The following is a 16,882-nucleotide window of genomic DNA, read 5'->3' as shown; positions in this document are numbered from 1 at the left end:
GGTTTTGATATTGTCTGAACCGCTCGTCGGCTGCAAAGCTGCACATGCATCCCCACTTCGTTAACCGTATTCGTGTTAGGCAAGAGGCTGATTTTCAGTTTTTGCCGGGACAACAGGAAGGCAGATCGCATGTCCGAACGTGACAGTTTTTCATCCATTTCCCGCCGCAGGTTCCTGACTTCCGCCGCCGCGCTTGGCGCCGCCGTCGTTGCCGGACCGGTGCTGGCGGATGACATATCGATGGAGGACATCATCAATGCGCCGCGCCGTGGCAACTGGGACGACCAGTTCGACGCCAAGGCCTCGCGCACCGCGGCGGCGATCTCGACCAAAAACCCGATCTTTGGACCAGGCGCCTCCGCCAACCTGCAACAGGCGATCTTTGACTATGAGTCGATCGTTGCCAATGGTGGCTGGCCGAAGGTCAGCACCACTGTCAAGCTCAAGATCGGCATGAGCGACCCCGCCATCGCGCAACTCCGCAAGCGTCTGATGATATCGGGCGACCTCGCCAAATCAGCCGGCATTTCCAACGAATACGACTCGCTGGTCGAGGAGGGCGTCAAGCGCTTCCAGGCCCGCCACGGTCTGCCGCTCGATGGCGTCATCGGCAAATACACGCTTGAAGCCATCAACATTCCGGCCGATACGCGCCTGATGCAGCTGCGCACCAATCTCGAGCGCGTCAACGCCATCACCGTGGATCTCGGCCAGCGTTACGTCATGGTCAACATTCCGGCCGCCTATATCGAAGCCGTCGAGAACAATCGCGTGGCTCAGCGCCACACGGCCATCGTCGGCCGCATCAGCCGTCCGACGCCGATCCTCGACTCCAAGATCTATAATGTCACGCTCAATCCCTACTGGACCGCGCCGCGTTCGATCGTCGAGAAGGACATCATGCCGCTGATGCGCAAGGACCCGAAATACCTTGCAGACAACAAGATCCGGCTGTTCGACGGCAAGGGCAATGAAGTCGATCCGACAACGATCGACTGGAATGCCGAGGCGCCCGACCTGATGTTCCGCCAGGACCCCGGCAAGATCAACGCCATGGCCTCGACGAAGATCAACTTCCACAACGAGCATGCCACCTACATGCACGACACGCCGTCGCAGGGCCTGTTCAACAAGCTGTCGCGCTTTGAATCCTCGGGCTGCGTCCGCTGCCAGAACGTGCGCGACCTGACGACCTGGATTCTGCGCGACCAGCCGGGCTGGAGCCGCCAGCAGATCGAGGCGACGATCAGGACCGGCGTCAACACGCCGATCCAGGTGACGAACGAAATTCCGATCTATTTCAAATATGTCACGGCCTGGTCTGCCAAGGACCGCGTCGTGCAGTTCCGCGACGACATCTACCAGATGGACGGCGCGCAGGAGCTGGCGCTGCAGACCGGCCTCAACCAAGAGCCGGTCGTGGCCAACTGATTGGCCTAACAGGATTGGATATTAAGCCGCCCGGATGAAAGTCCGGGCGGTTTTCGTTTGTCGGGGCCGGATCTGCCATCAGTCTCGAAGAATTTCTACAAGTTTTTGAAAGTAAAAGGTTTTTCCGGCGCCGATGGTTCGGCCGGACCTTCCTTCGATGCTGCTATATGCAAATAAATTCATAAGCAAAATCAGTAGCATCTTGGCTTGAATTACGACGTCTGGCCACCTTTCGCAGTTTCGTGGGGAACAGCACCCGATATGGGACGGCCGCACCATTGGTCCATCGAGAGCGGCAGCCACCGGAACCACTCCTGCCGCTGGAACCCAATACGAAGGATTGAACCAATGGCTAATTACTACGGAAACGGTGACGACAACACCATCAACGGCAGCATCAACGACGACTTCATCTACGGTAAGGGCGGTAGCGACCTGCTTTATGGCAGCTTCGGCAACGACTTCATCAATGGCGGTGCTGGCGACGACTTTCTCTTCGGCGGCGACGGCGACGACATCCTCTTCGGCGCCAAGGGCGACGATACGATGGAAGGCGGTCTCGGCGCCGACCAGTTCAGGGGCGGCAAGGGCATCGACACGGTCGATTATTCTGCGGCGACGTCTGCTGTCACTGCGTGGATCCCGTTCAACAACACGGGCGGCTATGCGACAGGCGACAGTTTCGTGAAGGTGGAGAATCTCATCGGTAGCGCCTACGCCGACAGTCTTCAGGCGGCGAACGGCGGCACGTCATTCGGCGGCGGCGGCAACGACCAAATCTACGGTGCTTCCTATGGCACCGGCACCGATGCCGGTGTGCTTCGCGGCGATGCGGGTTTCGACACGCTTCACATGAATTACGGCGAGACCCGCGCCTGGGTGCAGTTCGGCCAAGGCTTCGACACGATCTCCCAGTTCACGGAGAACGAAGACATGCTGATGATCGACCTGTCGGAATTCGGCCTTGGCGGCTCGCTGGATGCCAATGAACTGGTCAACTCCAACACTGTGACGGCGGTCGGCGGCAACGCTCAGTTCATCTACGAAGGCGACACCGGCCGGTTGTGGTTCGACCAGAACGGCACCGGCGGCGGCGGCCTGACCTTGATTTCCGAGTTCGCGGCGTCGTCGATCATCGCCGGCACCCTCGACCTGGGCGACTTCGAACTCGTCTGAGACGTTTTCTCGAAAGCCATGGCAGCCGGCGCATCCACGCGCCGGCTGCTTCACTTTATGACGTACGACGCAAGTGCCACATCGCCCGGCGCAAACCGTCTTGCCCTTGGCGGCCTCTCCCGCTAAGACCCTGATCGACAGTCAGGTCACCTATCCCGGAGAGAGATCGAAGACATGAGCGCCAACGACGCCTTTTTCACCCGCACGCTTGCCGATACCGATCCAGACATCGCCAGCGCGATCTCAAAGGAACTCGGCCGCCAGCGCCACGAAATCGAGCTCATCGCGTCGGAGAACATTGTGTCCCGCGCGGTGCTCGAGGCGCAGGGCTCGATCATGACCAACAAATATGCCGAGGGCTATCCGGGCAAGCGCTACTATGGCGGCTGCCAGTATGTCGATATCGCCGAGGAACTGGCGATCGACCGCGCCAAGCAGCTGTTCGGCGTCAATTTCGCCAACGTCCAGCCGAATTCCGGCTCGCAGATGAACCAGGCCGTGTTCCTGGCGCTGCTGCAGCCTGGCGACACCTTCATGGGCCTCGACCTCAATTCGGGCGGTCACCTGACCCACGGCTCACCGGTCAACATGTCCGGCAAGTGGTTCAACGTCGTCTCCTACGGGGTGCGCGAGGAAGACCATCTCCTCGACATGGAAGACGTCCGCAGGAAGGCCGAACAGCACAAGCCGAAGCTGATCATCGCCGGCGGTACTGCCTATTCCCGCATCTGGGACTGGAAGGCCTTCCGCGAGATCGCCGATAGCGTCGGTGCCTACCTGATGGTCGACATGGCCCACATCGCCGGCCTCGTTGCCGGCGGCCAGCATCCGTCGCCGTTCCCGCATTGCCACGTTGCGACCACCACGACCCACAAATCGCTGCGCGGCCCGCGCGGCGGCATGATCCTGACCAATGACGAGGATCTGGCGAAGAAGTTCAATTCGGCCGTGTTCCCCGGCCTGCAGGGCGGTCCGCTGATGCACGTCATCGCCGCCAAGGCCGTGGCTTTCGGCGAAGCGCTGAAGCCCGAGTTCAAGGACTATGCCGCGCAGGTGGTCAAGAACGCCAAGGCGCTCGCCGCTTCGCTGAAGTCGAACGGCCTCGACGTCGTCTCGGGCGGTACCGACAATCACCTGATGCTGGTCGATTTGCGCAAGAAGAACGCGACCGGCAAGCGCGCCGAAACCGCGCTCGGCCGCGCCTATATCACCTGCAACAAGAACGGCATCCCCTTCGACCCGGAAAAGCCGTTCGTGACTTCGGGTGTCCGTCTCGGCACCCCGGCCGGCACGACACGAGGGTTCAAGGAAGCCGAATTCACCGAGATCGGCAACCTGATCGTCGAAGTTCTCGACGGCCTGCGCGAAGCCAATTCCGATGAAGGCAATGCTGCGACCGAAGCCAAGGTACGCGACAAGGTCATGGCGCTGACCGGCCGCTTCCCGATGTACGGCTATATGTAAGCGCGATTGGCTTTACGCTAATTGCGAAACCCTCTCCGGCAACGGGGAGGGTTTTTCGTTTGCGGTTGTCAAAAAGGGGGAGTTGCCGGGCCGTCAGCCTTCGAGCGCGAGCGAGGAGACCAGTCGCACCGGTCGCGCCGCCGGGGTGGATACGATCTGTTCGACAATATCCGCAATCTCGAACACCGCCCGGTTTTCCACGACATTGGCCGCGATATTGGCCTTGTAGCGCGAGAGATCGCGGAGCATGCGCTCGCCCGCACCGGCGACATCCTTCCGGAAGCTGCGGACGACGATGCCGAGACCGTTGTCGCGCACCCATTCGACATTGGCGCGCTCCTGCGGCAGCGTGCTCGCATTGCGCTCGATGATGACGGGGCAGCCGGTGAAAATGGCTTCGCTCAGGCTGCCGGGGCCGGGCTTGCCGATGAAGAAATCCGCGAGCCGCAGATAATCAGCGACATTGTTGACGAAGCCGACCGGATGGCAGTTGGCGCGCACCTTGAGGCTCTCGAGCAGTTTCTTGTTGTTGCCGCACATGACGATGGTCTGGATGTCCAGTCCGGATTTCTCGAACTGTCCCAGGATTGTCTGGGTTGCGGCGAACGAGCCGTTGCCGCCGAACATGATCAGCGCCGTCGCGCGATCCTCCGAGAGGCCGAGACTGCGCAGGGTCATGCCCGTGGATTGCGGTGGCTGGTAGAAGGAGTCTTTCAGGATCATGCCCGAGACTTCGAAAATCCGGTTCTCGGCATAGAAACCGGTCGCACGTGCCTGCTTGGCGGCTTTCGGCGTACCGCAGATCACGAACTGGTCCTGGTCCTCCATCCAGAAATGTGGCGGATAGTCGACCATATCGGTCATGACCGTGAGGTATGGAATGTCCGATGCGAAGGCGCGGAGTGCGCAGAAGATCACGCGGTTGAAATTGGGGATGACCGAGAGAACGAGATCGGGCCTTGCCGTCTCCGGATTGCGCCACCGGTCGACAAGCAGTTGTTCGATCTCCTGCGAATAACGACGAACGAAGCCTTGCAGGATAGGCAGGATCGCGCCGAGGCCCCGGGTGGTGCCGCGCTTGAGCGCCGTATTGTAGATATCCTGTGCCTGCCAGCCGGAAAGATTAAGCTTCGGCGCCACCGGTATCAGCAGGCGTTGCAGCGAACCTGTGACGCGTCGGGTCAGGCGGTGCACGGGATCGATGGGTTCGAGCAATTTCTGCAGATCGACGGGAACGATCCGCCAGTCCGGATGCCGCTTTTCGATAAGGCGCGAAAGGGCATGCATGGCATTCCGATGGCCGCCGCCGGCATCAAAATAGATGATTTCGATCGTTCTCGAAGCCAAGCGTCAAATTCCAGTCCGGTCCCGCATCCGGCTTGCATACTTGCCAAAAGCGTTGACGTGTCAAGCGCGGCTCGCCGCAGTGCACATATGAAATTGAAGCTTGCCGCGATTGCGTAGGCCCCGCCTCTTGTGAGTGGCAGCGGCTAACGCTAAAGGCATATCAGGACAAACCACCGACCCAAGGTTCACATGCGCTGCCCGTTCTGCAATTCGGAAGACACACAGGTCAAGGATTCCCGGCCCGCCGAGGATGGTTCCTCGATCCGCCGCCGGCGCATCTGCCCCGATTGCGGTGGTCGCTTCACGACGTTCGAGCGGGTGCAACTGCGCGAACTGACCGTGATCAAGAAATCCGGCCGCAAGGTACCCTTCGAGCGCGAAAAGCTGGTCAAGAGTTTCGAGATCGCGCTCAGGAAGCGGCCGATAGATCGCGACCGCATTGAGCGCGCCGTCTCGGGCATCATCCGCAGGCTGGAGAGTTCAGGCGAGACTGAAATCTCGTCGGAAGATATCGGCACGCAGGTGCTGGAATCGCTGAAAAGCCTCGACGATGTAGCTTTCGTCCGCTACGCCTCGGTCTATCGCGACTTCACCCATATCGAGGATTTCTCCGAGGCGATCACCCAGATATCGGCGAAGATTGCCCGAGACCCGGGCAACGAGCGCTGAGCCATGAATGATGATCAGCGGCATGAAGACGAACGCTTCATGGCTGCCGCCATCCGCCTGTCCCGCTGGCATCTCGGCGCCACCGGCGCTAACCCATCGGTCGGCTGCCTGATCGTCAAGGATGGCGTCATCGTCGGACGTGGCGTCACCGCGCGCACGGGCCGGCCGCATGCCGAGACCCAGGCGCTTGCCGATGCAGGCGAGGCGGCGCGCGGCGCCACCGCCTATGTAACGCTCGAACCCTGCTCCCATCACGGCAAGACGCCGCCCTGCACCGAAGCGCTGATTTCCTATGGCGTGGCGCGGGTTGTCGTTGCCGCGACGGATCCCGATCCGCGCGTGTCGGGCAGGGGCCTCGGGATGCTGGCCGAGGCGGATATCGAGGTCGTAGCCGGCGTGCTCGAGGCGCAGGCTGAGACGCAGCTTGAAGCCTACATGAATCGCCAACGCAGGAAACGGCCGCAAGTGACTCTGAAACTTGCCGTTTCCGCCGATGGCATGATCGGCCGTGAGGGCGAGGGGCAGGTTGCCATCACGGGCCACGAGGCGCGCGCGCAGTCGCATATACTTAGAGCCGAGAGCGATGCGATCCTGGTCGGCATCGGTACGGTGCTTGCCGATGATCCGGAACTGACCTGCCGCCTGACGGGGCTGGAGGATCGCTCGCCGGTGCGTGTGGTGCTGGACCGGCGGCTCGACACGCCGCTGTCATCTAAACTCGTGGCCGGCATCACGCAGGATCATCCGCTGCTCGTCGCCGCAAGTCCCGATGCGGATGTTAGGCACCGCACGGCACTCGAAGCCACTGGCGCCGAGGTGCTTGATATCAGAGGCCCGGACTACCAGATACTGCTCGAAATGCTGGCCGCGCGTGGGCTGTCCTCACTCATCGTCGAGGGGGGCCGGCGGGCCGCGACGGCGTTTCTCGCGCAGGGGCTGGTTGACCGCATCATGCTGTTTTCGTCCGACGTCATCGTCGGCGATGGCGGCATCGCATCGCCGGTGGCGCGCGACAACCTGCCGGAAGGCTTCAAATTGCGGACGGAAGCTGTGTTCGGCGCCGACCGGCTTCATGAATATATAAAGGCATAGATCATGTTCACAGGCATCGTCACCGACATTGGCACAGTCGACAGGATTACCCCGCTCAACGAGGGCATCAAGCTTCGCGTCCTGACCAGCGAGGACCCAGCCACGATTGCCATCGGCGCTTCGGTCGCCCATGCCGGCGTTTGCCTCACTGTGACGGGATTGCCCGAGACCGGCTCCAACGAGCGGTGGATCGAAACCGAGGCGTGGGAAGAGGCGCTGCGGCTGACCACGATCAGCGGCTGGCGAGAAGGCACCCGGCTCAACCTGGAGCGTTCACTGAAAATCGGCGACGAACTCGGCGGCCACATCGTGTCCGGACATGTCGACGGCATGGCGGAGATCGTATCGGTCGAGGAAGAAGGCGATGCCGTTCGCTACACGCTGCGCGCACCCGAAGGACATGCCAAATTCGTAGCCCAGAAGGGCTCCGTTGCGCTCGATGGCACGTCGCTGACCGTCAACAAGGTCGATGGCGATCTGTTCGACGTGCTGTTGATCCGCCACACGCTCGAAGTCACCACCTGGGGCGACCGCAAGGCCGGCGATTTCGTGAATTTCGAGGCCGATACGATGGCGCGCTACGCCGCGCGGCTCAAGGAATTCGACTGACAGCGGGAATCAAAAAAGGCGCTCGGTCCACCGGGCGCCTTCGTCATTATCCGACGGATTAAAGCCTTAATCTTACTCGTCAACCGCGCCGTCGAGGTTGAGGTCGAGAAGCGGTCCGCTATTCCAGTAGTTGCGCTCGTTCTTGGGAATCGAGCTGAAGGTCGTCTGGCCGACCGAGCCGCGCTGCTGGGTGATCGTCGGCTCGTCGATGACGTTGATGCCGGTCGGATCGGTGGTCGTCGACTGGGCATTGGCACCGCCAGCAACTATGGAGCCCAACAAAGCGAGCGTGATCGTGAGCGAGCGGGTCATTTCGTACTCCTGACGGCAAATTTGGCATTTTCAAGTCAACACTACGGCAAACTGGTTGATTTGGAAAGCTACTCCATTGACGGAACGTTCTTATTTTGGAGGGGGTGACATTCCCAGAATTCACTTGCCAACCCCGCCCGTCCGTGGTTTTACCCCGCTCAATTATGAGGCAATTCGCCTTCTGCCGTCCTTTGAGGAATGTTCATGGCCAAGAAAAAGCATGCCCCCCATCTCCTGATCGTCGAAGCACGCTTCTATGACGACATGGCCGATGCCCTGCTGGAAGGTGCAACCGAGGCGATCAAGGAAGCTGGCGCGACCTGTGATGTCGTCACCGTGCCCGGTGCGTTGGAAATCCCCGCCGCTATCGCCATGGCGCTCGACGGTGCCGACAATGACGGCACCCATTACGATGGTTTCGTCGCGCTCGGCATGATCATCCGCGGCGAGACCTATCATTTCGACATTGTTGCCAATGAATCCGCGCGTGCGATCATGGATCTCGCGGTCAGCGAGTCGCTCGCCATCGGCAACGGCATCCTGACCGTCGAGAACGACGAGCAGGGCTGGCGGCGCGCCAAGCTCAAGGACCTCAACAAGGGTGGTTTTGCCGCCAAGGCGGCGCTGACCATGATTGCGCTCAAGAAGAAGTTCGGCGCCTGAAATGACGGCTGACGGTAACAAGGACGAGATCAAGCAGGCCAACCAGCGCGGCGCAGCGCGGCTGGCCGCTGTGCAGGCGCTCTACCAGATGGAGCTGTCCGGCACCGGTGTGTTGGAAATCGTCTCCGAATACGAGAACTTCCGGCTCGGCCAGGAACTCGACGGCGACCAGTATCTGAAGGCCGACGCCTCCTGGTTCCGCTCGATCGTCGCGGGCGTGGTCAAGGATCAGCGTGCGCTCGATCCGTTGATCGCCGATTCCCTGATCGAAGGCTGGCCGCTCTCGCGCCTCGATGCCACCATCCGCGCCATCATGCGGGCAGGGGTGTTTGAACTGATCGAGCGCAAGGATGTGCCGGTGGCAGTGATCGTCACGGAATATGTCGAGATCGCCAATGCCTTCTTCAGCGAGGATGAGCCCAAGCTTGTCAACGCGGTTCTCGATTCCGTTGCGCGAAAAGTTCGCGGCGACAAGAAGTAAGGCAGATATCTCATGGCAGCAGTGGCGGGTACGGGCAGCGAAATCGATCTCGGCTCGGCCAAGCGCAACGTCGCGCTGCTGACGACCGCACAGGCCATCCTCGGCAGTGCGCCGCCTATCGCATTCGCTGCCGGCGGCCTGGCCGCTTATCAGATGTTGGGTGACGACAAAGGGCTGGCGACCGCGCCGCTCACAGGGTTCAATGTCGGCACTGCGCTCGGCGCGATCGGCGTTGCGCTCGCGGCCCGGTATCTGGGAAGAAAGCTCGGCTTCATTGCAGGCGCCTGCATCATGGCGATGAGCGGCCTTATCGCGACCATCGCAGTCTTCCAGCAGAATTTCTGGCTGATGATTGCAGGCTTCATCGTCTGTGGCTTCTCGGCCGGCTTCACTCAGAAAATCCGGTTTGCTGCGGCCGACGCATCGCCGACGGCATACAAGGCGACTGCCATTTCCTGGATCCTTGCGGGCGGTATCATTTCGGGCCTTCTCGGGCCACAACTCGCGATCTATACAGAGGGCCTGTTCGAAACCGTGCCCTATGCCGGCGCCTTCATGATGTTCGTGCCGCTGGGACTTATTGCGGCGGCGGTCATGCTGTTCCTGAGACTGCCCGCGCTCACCGATCATACCACTGTCAGTGCTGAACCGGCACGGCCGCTGTCCGAGATCGTCATGACCCAGAGATTCATGACGGGCATGTTCTGCGGTATTTCCTCCTATTGCCTGATGACGTTCATGATGACCGGGGCACCGCTTGCCATGGTCTACGAATGTGGCTTCTCCAATGTGGAGTCCTTTTATGGCATTCAGTATCATGTGCTCGGCATGTTCGGCCCGAGCTTCTTCACCGGCAAGTTGATCAACCGTTTCGGCGCGGAGAGGGTGGTCGCTGCAGGGCTCGGCATTCTCATGGTCTGCGCTGTGGTTGCCCATGCCGGCGTCGAGCTGTGGAATTTCTGGGGCGCGCTGATCCTGCTCGGGATCGGCTGGAATTTCGGCTTCATCGGCTCGACGGCGATCGTCGCTTCGAGCTACCGGCCGAGTGAGGCCGACAAGGTGCAGGGCTTCAACGACATCATCCTCTTCTCCTCGGTAGCGCTCGCCTCCTTCGCTTCCGGACTGGTTTTCAACGCCTTCGGCTGGGCGGGGATGATTCTGCCGGTCTGGCCATTGGCGATCACAGGACTGGTGCTTCTGTTCCTCCTGTCACGCCGGAAAGTGGCTGTGGGCGACCCCGCCTAAACATTTTAAGCAAAACTACTGAATTCTTTGCACCCTTTCGGACGAATGGGTGGGGGGATACTTGACGCGGCATTTTGCAGCAAGCAATCTCGCCCGCGGTTCCGCACGCCTGCGCATCGGGGAGTATTTGCAGGGCGGCCGCGGCAGTCTTTGGGCGGGACGCGTGTCCGTCAAATTTGGAGGAATTGAGGAATGAGCATCATGTTTGCCGTCATAGTCTGCGGACTTTTGTCCGTAGCCTATGCGATCTGGGCAACCCAGTCGGTCTTGGCGGCCGACCAGGGCAATGCCCGCATGCAGGAAATTGCAGGTTATATCAGGGAAGGCGCGCAAGCCTATCTCACACGCCAGTACCGGACGATCGGCATTGTCGGCGTCGCTGTTTTCATTCTCGCATTCTTCCTTCTGTCGGCGGAAGCGGCCTTTGGCTTCCTGGTCGGCGCGGTGCTTTCGGGCGCCGCCGGCTTCATCGGCATGCATGTCTCGGTCCGCGCCAATGTGCGCACGGCCCAGGCGTCGTCCAAGAGCCTCGCGGCCGGTCTTGAAATCGCCTTCAAGTCGGGGGCCATCACCGGCATGCTGGTGGCGGGTCTCGCGCTGCTCGGTGTCTCCGTCTACTACTGGTTTCTCACCGACGTCATGGGCCATGAGCGCGCCAGCCGTGATGTCATTGATGCCCTCGTCTCGCTCGGCTTCGGCGCTTCGCTGATTTCCATTTTCGCCCGTCTCGGCGGTGGCATCTTTACCAAGGGTGCCGACGTCGGTGGCGACCTCGTCGGCAAGGTCGAGGCCGGTATTCCCGAAGACGACCCGCGCAACCCGGCAACGATTGCCGACAACGTCGGCGACAATGTCGGCGACTGCGCCGGCATGGCGGCTGACCTGTTCGAAACCTATGCGGTGACCGTGGTCGCGACCATGGTACTGGCGGCGATCTTCTTTGCCGGCACGCCTTCGCTCGAAAGCGCCATGATCTATCCGCTCGCCATCTGCGGCGGCTCGATCATCACCTCGATCATCGGCACCTTCTTCGTCAAGCTCGGTTCCGACAACAACATCATGAACGCGCTCTACAAGGGCCTGATCGTCACTGGCATACTCTCGATCGGAGCACTTGCGGGCGCCACCTATCTGACCGTCGGTTGGGGCGATTTCGGCAAGGAAGGCGCCATGGTCAATGGCACCAGCCTGTTCCTTTGCGGCCTGGTCGGCCTGGTCGTGACCGCGCTTATCGTGGTGATCACCGAATATTACACCGGCACCAACAAGCGGCCGGTCAATTCGATCGCCCAGGCTTCCGTTACCGGACACGGCACCAACGTCATCCAGGGTCTCGCGGTTTCCCTTGAGTCGACCGCGCTTCCCGCGATCGTCATCGTGTTCGGCATCATCGCCACCTACCAGCTCGGCGGCCTGTTCGGCACCGGCATCGCGGTCACCGCCATGCTCGGCCTTGCCGGCATGATCGTCGCACTGGACGCCTTCGGCCCGGTCACGGATAACGCTGGCGGTATCGCGGAAATGAGCCATCTCGATCCTGAAGTCCGCAAGGTGACCGATGCGCTCGACGCGGTCGGTAACACCACCAAGGCCGTCACCAAGGGCTATGCGATCGGTTCGGCCGGTCTCGGCGCGTTGGTGCTGTTTGCGGCCTATTCCAACGACCTGCAGCATTTCGCGGCGAACGGAACGCAATATCCGTATTTCGCGGATGTCGGGACGATCTCCTTCGACCTCTCCAACCCCTACGTCGTCGCCGGCCTGATCTTCGGCGGCCTCATTCCTTATCTGTTCGGCGGTATCGCGATGACCGCAGTCGGCCGTGCGGCCGGCGCGATCGTCGAGGAAGTGCGCCGCCAGTTCAAGGATAAGCCGGGCATCATGGCGGGCACCGAGAAGCCCGACTACGGCCGCGCGGTGGACCTGCTGACAAAGGCCGCGATCCGGGAAATGATCGTGCCGTCGCTGCTGCCGGTGCTGGCGCCGCTCGTCGTCTATTTCGGCGTGCTCCTGATCTCCGGTTCGAAGGCCTCGGCCTTTGCCGCACTCGGCGCCTCGCTGCTTGGCGTGATCGTCAACGGCCTCTTCGTTGCGATCTCGATGACCTCGGGCGGCGGTGCCTGGGACAATGCGAAGAAGAGCTTCGAGGACGGCTTCGTCGACAAGGACGGCGTCAAGCACCTGAAGGGCTCGGAGGCCCACAAGGCGTCGGTGACCGGCGACACGGTGGGCGATCCCTACAAGGACACCGCCGGCCCTGCCGTCAACCCGGCGATCAAGATCACCAACATCGTGGCGCTGCTGCTGCTCGCCGTGCTGGCTGGTTGATATCGCTGAAACAAGAAAACCGCGCCGGAGCGATCCGGCGCGGTTTTGTTTTGTTCGTTGCGAAAGCCGGGTGGAAAGCAGCCCGGCCGGAAATCAGTATTTCGTGCCGCGGTTTGTGTTGAGCAGCTGTGCCGCCGCGTCGGCCGGGTTGACGCCACCCTTGAGCAGACGCATCAGGAATGTCATCTCGCTGCCACCGGTCGGCGTCGTGCGGCCGAGCATGTTGATCACGCGGCCGTCCTCGAGCTTGTAGTTCGCCAGTCGATCGACTTCACCGTCCTTGTTGAAATAGACAGCCAGAATGCTCTGCTCGACGAGCTTGGGCTTCATGAAAGCCACCATTCGGGTGCGCTTCTGCGAAATGTAATAGAAGACCTCGTTGTCGAAGGTCGCCATTGCAGATGGCGAACCGAGCGACAGCAGCACTTGTTCGCGGCTCGAACCTGCCGGGGCCAGCGCCAGCGTCTGCTCATCCACCACGTAACCGTTTTGGATCGTATCGCCTATGCCCTGGCAGGAAGATAGCGAAACCGTCGTCGCAAGCGCAGCCATTACGATGCCGCTCGCTTTCAGGGTGCGGTTATTCTTGACTTCAATTCCCAACACTATCTCCCAAGATCGTCGCCCGGCGGACTGGGTCGGCCGCCATTTTTGTCTCACTGCCATCGAAGCGACGCAGTTTCCCTGAATAAGCCTGCGCCATTGCTTTTCGTGCCTGCTTCGGTAAACCAGCTTCTTTGCGGATGCAACAAGCCGTCCACGCTTGCATCGGATTTCAGAACGCCAAATCAGGGCAAATTGATGATTTTCAGACTGTTCCGGAAAAATAAGGTGAACCAGGCCATCATGGTTCGTCAGTATGGTATTCTGACAACAGCTGCCCGTGCGCCGGCGTTCTTTGAAGCCATGAACGTGCCCGATACAGTAATGGGCCGCTTCGAGATGCTTTCGATCGCGCTGATTCTGTATTTCCGCCGTACGTCCAGCGCCGGCGACGAGGTCAAGGCGATCGCGCAGGACATTGTCGAGGCCTTTTTCGAGGACCTCGACCACTCGATGCGGGAACTCGGCATCGGCGACAATGGCGTGCCGAAACGGATGAAGAAACTGGCGGGCATGTTCTATGGCCGGCTCGATTCCTACGCCCGGGCGTTGGAAAACTCCGACGAAATCGCGCTGGAGGCCGCACTTCTGCGGAATATTCATCCGGAAAACACGGACGAGACGCTTTCTATGCGCGGACTGGCGCATTATATGCTGAAGGCAGAAGAAGAATTGAAAAAAGTGCCCGAATCCATCCTCAGGAGCGGCGAGGCGCAGCTCGCCGGGGTGGAACAGGAGGAAGCATGATGAGGGACACGTCCGGTCCGCCGCCCTTCAGCTATCGCGTGAAGGTCGGCCATATCTCGCACAATGCGCTCGACGTCCGCATCGAGGCCGATGCCGGGGAGCGCGCGGCCCTTGCCAAGCTCTGGGACATTCTGGGCGTGGAGGCGCTATCGGCGGAACTCAAGCTGCGCCGGTGGAAGAAGGACGGCGTCAAGGTGTTCGGAACGGTGCATGCCGAAGTGACCCAGGCTTGCGTCGTGACCCTCGATCCCGTGCCCGAGACTATCGACGAAGAGTTCGACGAACTGTTCGCGCCCGAAGGATCGCCGCTGGCGCGCATTCCGGCGAACGACCAGGGCGAGATCATGATCGATCCGGATGGTCCGGATATTCCGGAGACGTTCATCGGCGATGCGATCGATGTCGGCGCGGTCGTGTCGGAGATCGTCGCCATGGCGCTCGATCCCTATCCCCGTAAGCCGGGCATCGCATTCGCAAATCACATTGAAGGCAGCCCGGAGAAGGACAGCAAGCCGTCCCCCTTCGCGGTACTCAAGAGCCTGAAAGGCGAATAATGGCGGTCGTCAGCGATCTCGCCACGTCGCCACACCGAACCACAATCGGCCGGCAAAACGGTCAAGGCAACAAGGAAGACGCAAGCGTGGTCAAGATTTCGATCGATGCGATGGGGGGCGATATCGGCCCGGAAGTCTGTATCGAGGGTGCCGCAATAGCGCTCGATCGCGAGCCTAGCATCCAGTATATCATCTTCGGGCAGGAAGCGGCCTGCAGGCCGATACTCGACCGGTTTCCGAAGCTCAAAGCCAAGGCCGAATTTCGCCATTGCGATGTTGCCATTCGGATGGATGAAAAGCCCAGCCAGGCATTGCGCCGGGGGCGATACACCTCGTCGATGTGGAAGGCGATTGAGGCGGTCAAGCTCAAGGAGGCCGATGTCGCGGTTTCAGCCGGCAATACCGGTGCATTGATGGCGATGTCGAAATTCTGTCTGCGCACCATGGCCAATGTCGAACGGCCGGCGATCGCCGGCATTTGGCCCACGAAGCGCGGCGAGAGCATCGTGCTCGATGTCGGCGCCACGATCGGTGCGGATTCTCAGGCATTGCTCGACTACTCGATCATGGGCGGCGCCATGGCGCGCGCGCTGTTCGAGGTCAAGCGGCCGACGGTGGGCCTGCTCAACGTCGGCGTCGAGGAGATCAAGGGTCAGGAAGAGGTGAAGGAGGCCGGCCGCCTGCTGCGCGAGGCCAATCTCGACACAATCAATTATTTCGGCTTCGTCGAGGGTGACGATATCGGCAAGGGCACCGTCGATGTCGTGGTTACCGAGGGCTTCACTGGCAACATCGCTCTCAAGGCGGCCGAGGGCACGGCCCGGCAGATAGCCGAATATCTCCGGGAATCGATCATGCGAAGCTGGACGGCCAAGATCGGTTACCTGCTGGCCAAGAGCGCTTTCGACCGGGTCCGCGAGAAGATGGATCCAAAGAAGGTCAATGGCGGCGTCTTTCTCGGATTGAACGGCATTGTCATAAAAAGTCATGGTGGAACCGATGGCGAGGGCTATGCCGCAGCCATCAAGGTGGGCTATGACATGGTCCGCAACGGGCTTTTCGAGAAAATTGAAGCCGATTTGAAGAAATTTCATGCCCTCGTCGTCCCGCCGTCGGACGTCGAGGAAGAAACGGCGACAGGGATTGTTTGAATTGAGCATGATCCGATCAGTGGTCCGCGGCTTTGGCTCGGCTCTGCCAAAGCGTGTGCTGACCAATCAGGAAATGGAATCCAAGGTCGACACCACGGATGAATGGATTGTACAGCGAACCGGCATCCGCCAGCGCTACATCGCCGATGAGAGCGAGACGACGGCGTCGCTCGGGGAAGCGGCTGCGCGCGCCGCGCTCGACAATGCCGGGCTGACGCCCGACGACATCGACCTGATCATCCTGGCGACTTCGACGCCCGACAACACCTTTCCGGCAAGCGCCGTGGATATCCAGAACCGGCTCGGCATGAAGCATGGCGCGGCGTTCGACATCCAGGCCGTCTGCACCGGGTTCGTCTATGCGATGTCGACGGCCGATCTCTATATTCGGGGCGGCATGGCCAAGCGCGTCCTCGTCATCGGTGCGGAGACGTTCTCCCGCATTCTCGACTGGAACGACCGCACGACCTGCGTGCTGTTCGGCGACGGCGCCGGTGCGGTGGTGCTCGAAGCACAGGAAGGGCAGGGAACAGCCGGCGATCGCGGTATCCTCACCTCGCATCTGAGGTCCGACGGCAGCCACAAGGACAAGCTCTATGTCAACGGTGGTCCATCGACCACCGGACAGGCGGGCTTCATCCACATGGAAGGCCGCGAGGTCTTCAAATACGCAGTCGGCATGATCACGGATGTTGTCTACGACGCCTTGGCCGCGACCGCACTCGAAGTCGAGGATATCGACTGGCTGGTCCCACATCAGGCCAATATCCGCATCATCGAAGGTTCGGCCAGGAAGCTCGGGATTCCGATGGAGAAGGTTGTCGTGACCGTCGATCAGCACGGCAATACCTCGGCTGCCTCCATCCCGTTGGCGCTTGCCGCGGCTGCCGGCGACGGCCGTATCAAAGAGGGCGATATCGTGCTTCTGGAAGCGATGGGCGGCGGCTTTACCTGGGGCTCGGTTTTGCTGCGCTGGTAATCATTACAGTATCATACGCCTGTTCATGATC

The 16,882-nt window shown here is 60.9% G+C and carries 17 protein-coding genes; 14 read left to right on the top strand and 3 right to left on the bottom strand.

The annotated features are described in order from the left end of the window. Window positions 1–129 precede the first annotated feature (129 nt). From ACSQ26_RS12780 to glyA, 3 genes are all read left to right on the top strand, one after another. On the top strand, window positions 130–1,431 hold the full coding sequence (locus ACSQ26_RS12780; RefSeq protein WP_436009284.1) for a L,D-transpeptidase family protein: 1,302 nt from the start codon (window positions 130–132) through the stop codon (window positions 1,429–1,431). Window positions 1,432–1,779: 348 nt separating this feature from the next. After that, complete coding sequence (locus ACSQ26_RS12775) at window positions 1,780–2,607, top strand: calcium-binding protein (RefSeq protein WP_436009282.1); 828 nt, start codon at window positions 1,780–1,782, stop codon at window positions 2,605–2,607. A 174-nt stretch (window positions 2,608–2,781) separates the two neighbouring features. Further along, window positions 2,782–4,071, top strand: a complete 1,290-nt coding sequence (glyA, locus tag ACSQ26_RS12770) for a serine hydroxymethyltransferase (RefSeq protein ID WP_436009280.1) — start codon at window positions 2,782–2,784, stop codon at window positions 4,069–4,071. 93 nt (window positions 4,072–4,164) lie between these two features. Here glyA and ACSQ26_RS12765 read toward each other — a convergent pair whose 3' ends face one another. Beyond that, window positions 4,165–5,418, bottom strand: coding sequence for a glycosyltransferase (locus ACSQ26_RS12765; protein ID WP_436009278.1), 1,254 nt, complete (start codon window positions 5,416–5,418; stop codon window positions 4,165–4,167). A gap of 189 nt (window positions 5,419–5,607) precedes the next feature. Here ACSQ26_RS12765 and nrdR point away from each other — a divergent pair, with 189 nt between their 5' ends. Genes nrdR through ACSQ26_RS12750 form a run of 3 tightly spaced genes read left to right on the top strand, consistent with a single transcriptional unit; the run spans window position 5,608 to window position 7,788 of the window. Then, a complete protein-coding gene (gene nrdR, locus ACSQ26_RS12760) occupies window positions 5,608–6,087 on the top strand; it encodes a transcriptional regulator NrdR (RefSeq protein WP_436009276.1) in 480 nt (159 codons plus the stop codon). Between the two features lie 3 nt (window positions 6,088–6,090). Next, complete coding sequence (gene ribD, locus ACSQ26_RS12755) at window positions 6,091–7,179, top strand: bifunctional diaminohydroxyphosphoribosylaminopyrimidine deaminase/5-amino-6-(5-phosphoribosylamino)uracil reductase RibD (RefSeq protein WP_436009274.1); 1,089 nt, start codon at window positions 6,091–6,093, stop codon at window positions 7,177–7,179. A gap of 3 nt (window positions 7,180–7,182) precedes the next feature. Beyond that, complete coding sequence (locus ACSQ26_RS12750; protein WP_436009272.1) at window positions 7,183–7,788, top strand: riboflavin synthase; 606 nt, start codon at window positions 7,183–7,185, stop codon at window positions 7,786–7,788. Window positions 7,789–7,860: 72 nt separating this feature from the next. Here the strand turns inward: ACSQ26_RS12750 and ACSQ26_RS12745 are convergent, their stop codons facing one another. After that, the gene (locus ACSQ26_RS12745) at window positions 7,861–8,100 is read right to left on the bottom strand and encodes a hypothetical protein (protein WP_436009270.1); all 240 of its coding nucleotides are present in this window, start codon (window positions 8,098–8,100) and stop codon (window positions 7,861–7,863) included. Between the two features lie 204 nt (window positions 8,101–8,304). Between ACSQ26_RS12745 and ribH the strand changes: the two genes are divergently transcribed. The 4 genes from ribH to ACSQ26_RS12725 all read left to right on the top strand — a co-directional run bounded on the left by ribH (window position 8,305) and on the right by ACSQ26_RS12725 (window position 12,817). After that, window positions 8,305–8,763: a 6,7-dimethyl-8-ribityllumazine synthase gene (ribH, locus tag ACSQ26_RS12740; RefSeq protein ID WP_436009268.1), complete on the top strand. Its 459-nt coding sequence runs from the start codon at window positions 8,305–8,307 to the stop codon at window positions 8,761–8,763. Between the two features lies 1 nt (window position 8,764). Then, a complete protein-coding gene (gene nusB / locus ACSQ26_RS12735; protein WP_258161673.1) occupies window positions 8,765–9,244 on the top strand; it encodes a transcription antitermination factor NusB in 480 nt (159 codons plus the stop codon). Between the two features lie 12 nt (window positions 9,245–9,256). Then, window positions 9,257–10,489 (top strand): MFS transporter, encoded by a 1,233-nt coding sequence (locus tag ACSQ26_RS12730; RefSeq protein ID WP_436009265.1) that lies wholly within the window; start codon window positions 9,257–9,259, stop codon window positions 10,487–10,489. 192 nt (window positions 10,490–10,681) lie between these two features. Next, a complete protein-coding gene (locus ACSQ26_RS12725) occupies window positions 10,682–12,817 on the top strand; it encodes a sodium-translocating pyrophosphatase (RefSeq protein WP_436009263.1) in 2,136 nt (711 codons plus the stop codon). A gap of 93 nt (window positions 12,818–12,910) precedes the next feature. On the opposite strand, the gene ACSQ26_RS12720 is transcribed toward ACSQ26_RS12725, so the two are convergent. After that, on the bottom strand, window positions 12,911–13,369 hold the full coding sequence (locus tag ACSQ26_RS12720; RefSeq protein ID WP_436015252.1) for an outer membrane protein assembly factor BamE: 459 nt from the start codon (window positions 13,367–13,369) through the stop codon (window positions 12,911–12,913). Between the two features lie 249 nt (window positions 13,370–13,618). Between ACSQ26_RS12720 and ACSQ26_RS12715 the strand changes: the two genes are divergently transcribed. From ACSQ26_RS12715 to ACSQ26_RS12700, 4 genes are all read left to right on the top strand, one after another. Next, window positions 13,619–14,167, top strand: a complete 549-nt coding sequence (locus tag ACSQ26_RS12715) for a ubiquinol-cytochrome C chaperone family protein (RefSeq protein WP_436015250.1) — start codon at window positions 13,619–13,621, stop codon at window positions 14,165–14,167. Next, window positions 14,167–14,721, top strand: coding sequence for a YceD family protein (locus ACSQ26_RS12710; RefSeq protein ID WP_436015248.1), 555 nt, complete (start codon window positions 14,167–14,169; stop codon window positions 14,719–14,721). Before ACSQ26_RS12715 ends, ACSQ26_RS12710 begins: the two co-directional genes overlap by 1 nt. A gap of 86 nt (window positions 14,722–14,807) precedes the next feature. Next, window positions 14,808–15,872, top strand: a complete 1,065-nt coding sequence (plsX, locus tag ACSQ26_RS12705; protein WP_436015246.1) for a phosphate acyltransferase PlsX — start codon at window positions 14,808–14,810, stop codon at window positions 15,870–15,872. A 7-nt stretch (window positions 15,873–15,879) separates the two neighbouring features. Further along, window positions 15,880–16,851: a beta-ketoacyl-ACP synthase III gene (locus ACSQ26_RS12700; protein WP_436009261.1), complete on the top strand. Its 972-nt coding sequence runs from the start codon at window positions 15,880–15,882 to the stop codon at window positions 16,849–16,851. Window positions 16,852–16,882 lie beyond the last annotated feature (31 nt).

The sequence above is a fragment of the Rhizobium sp. LjRoot254 genome (genome assembly GCF_964254105.1).
GTDB lineage: Bacteria > Pseudomonadota > Alphaproteobacteria > Rhizobiales > Rhizobiaceae > Rhizobium_E.
This window is presented reverse-complemented; position numbering and strand designations above follow the sequence as displayed.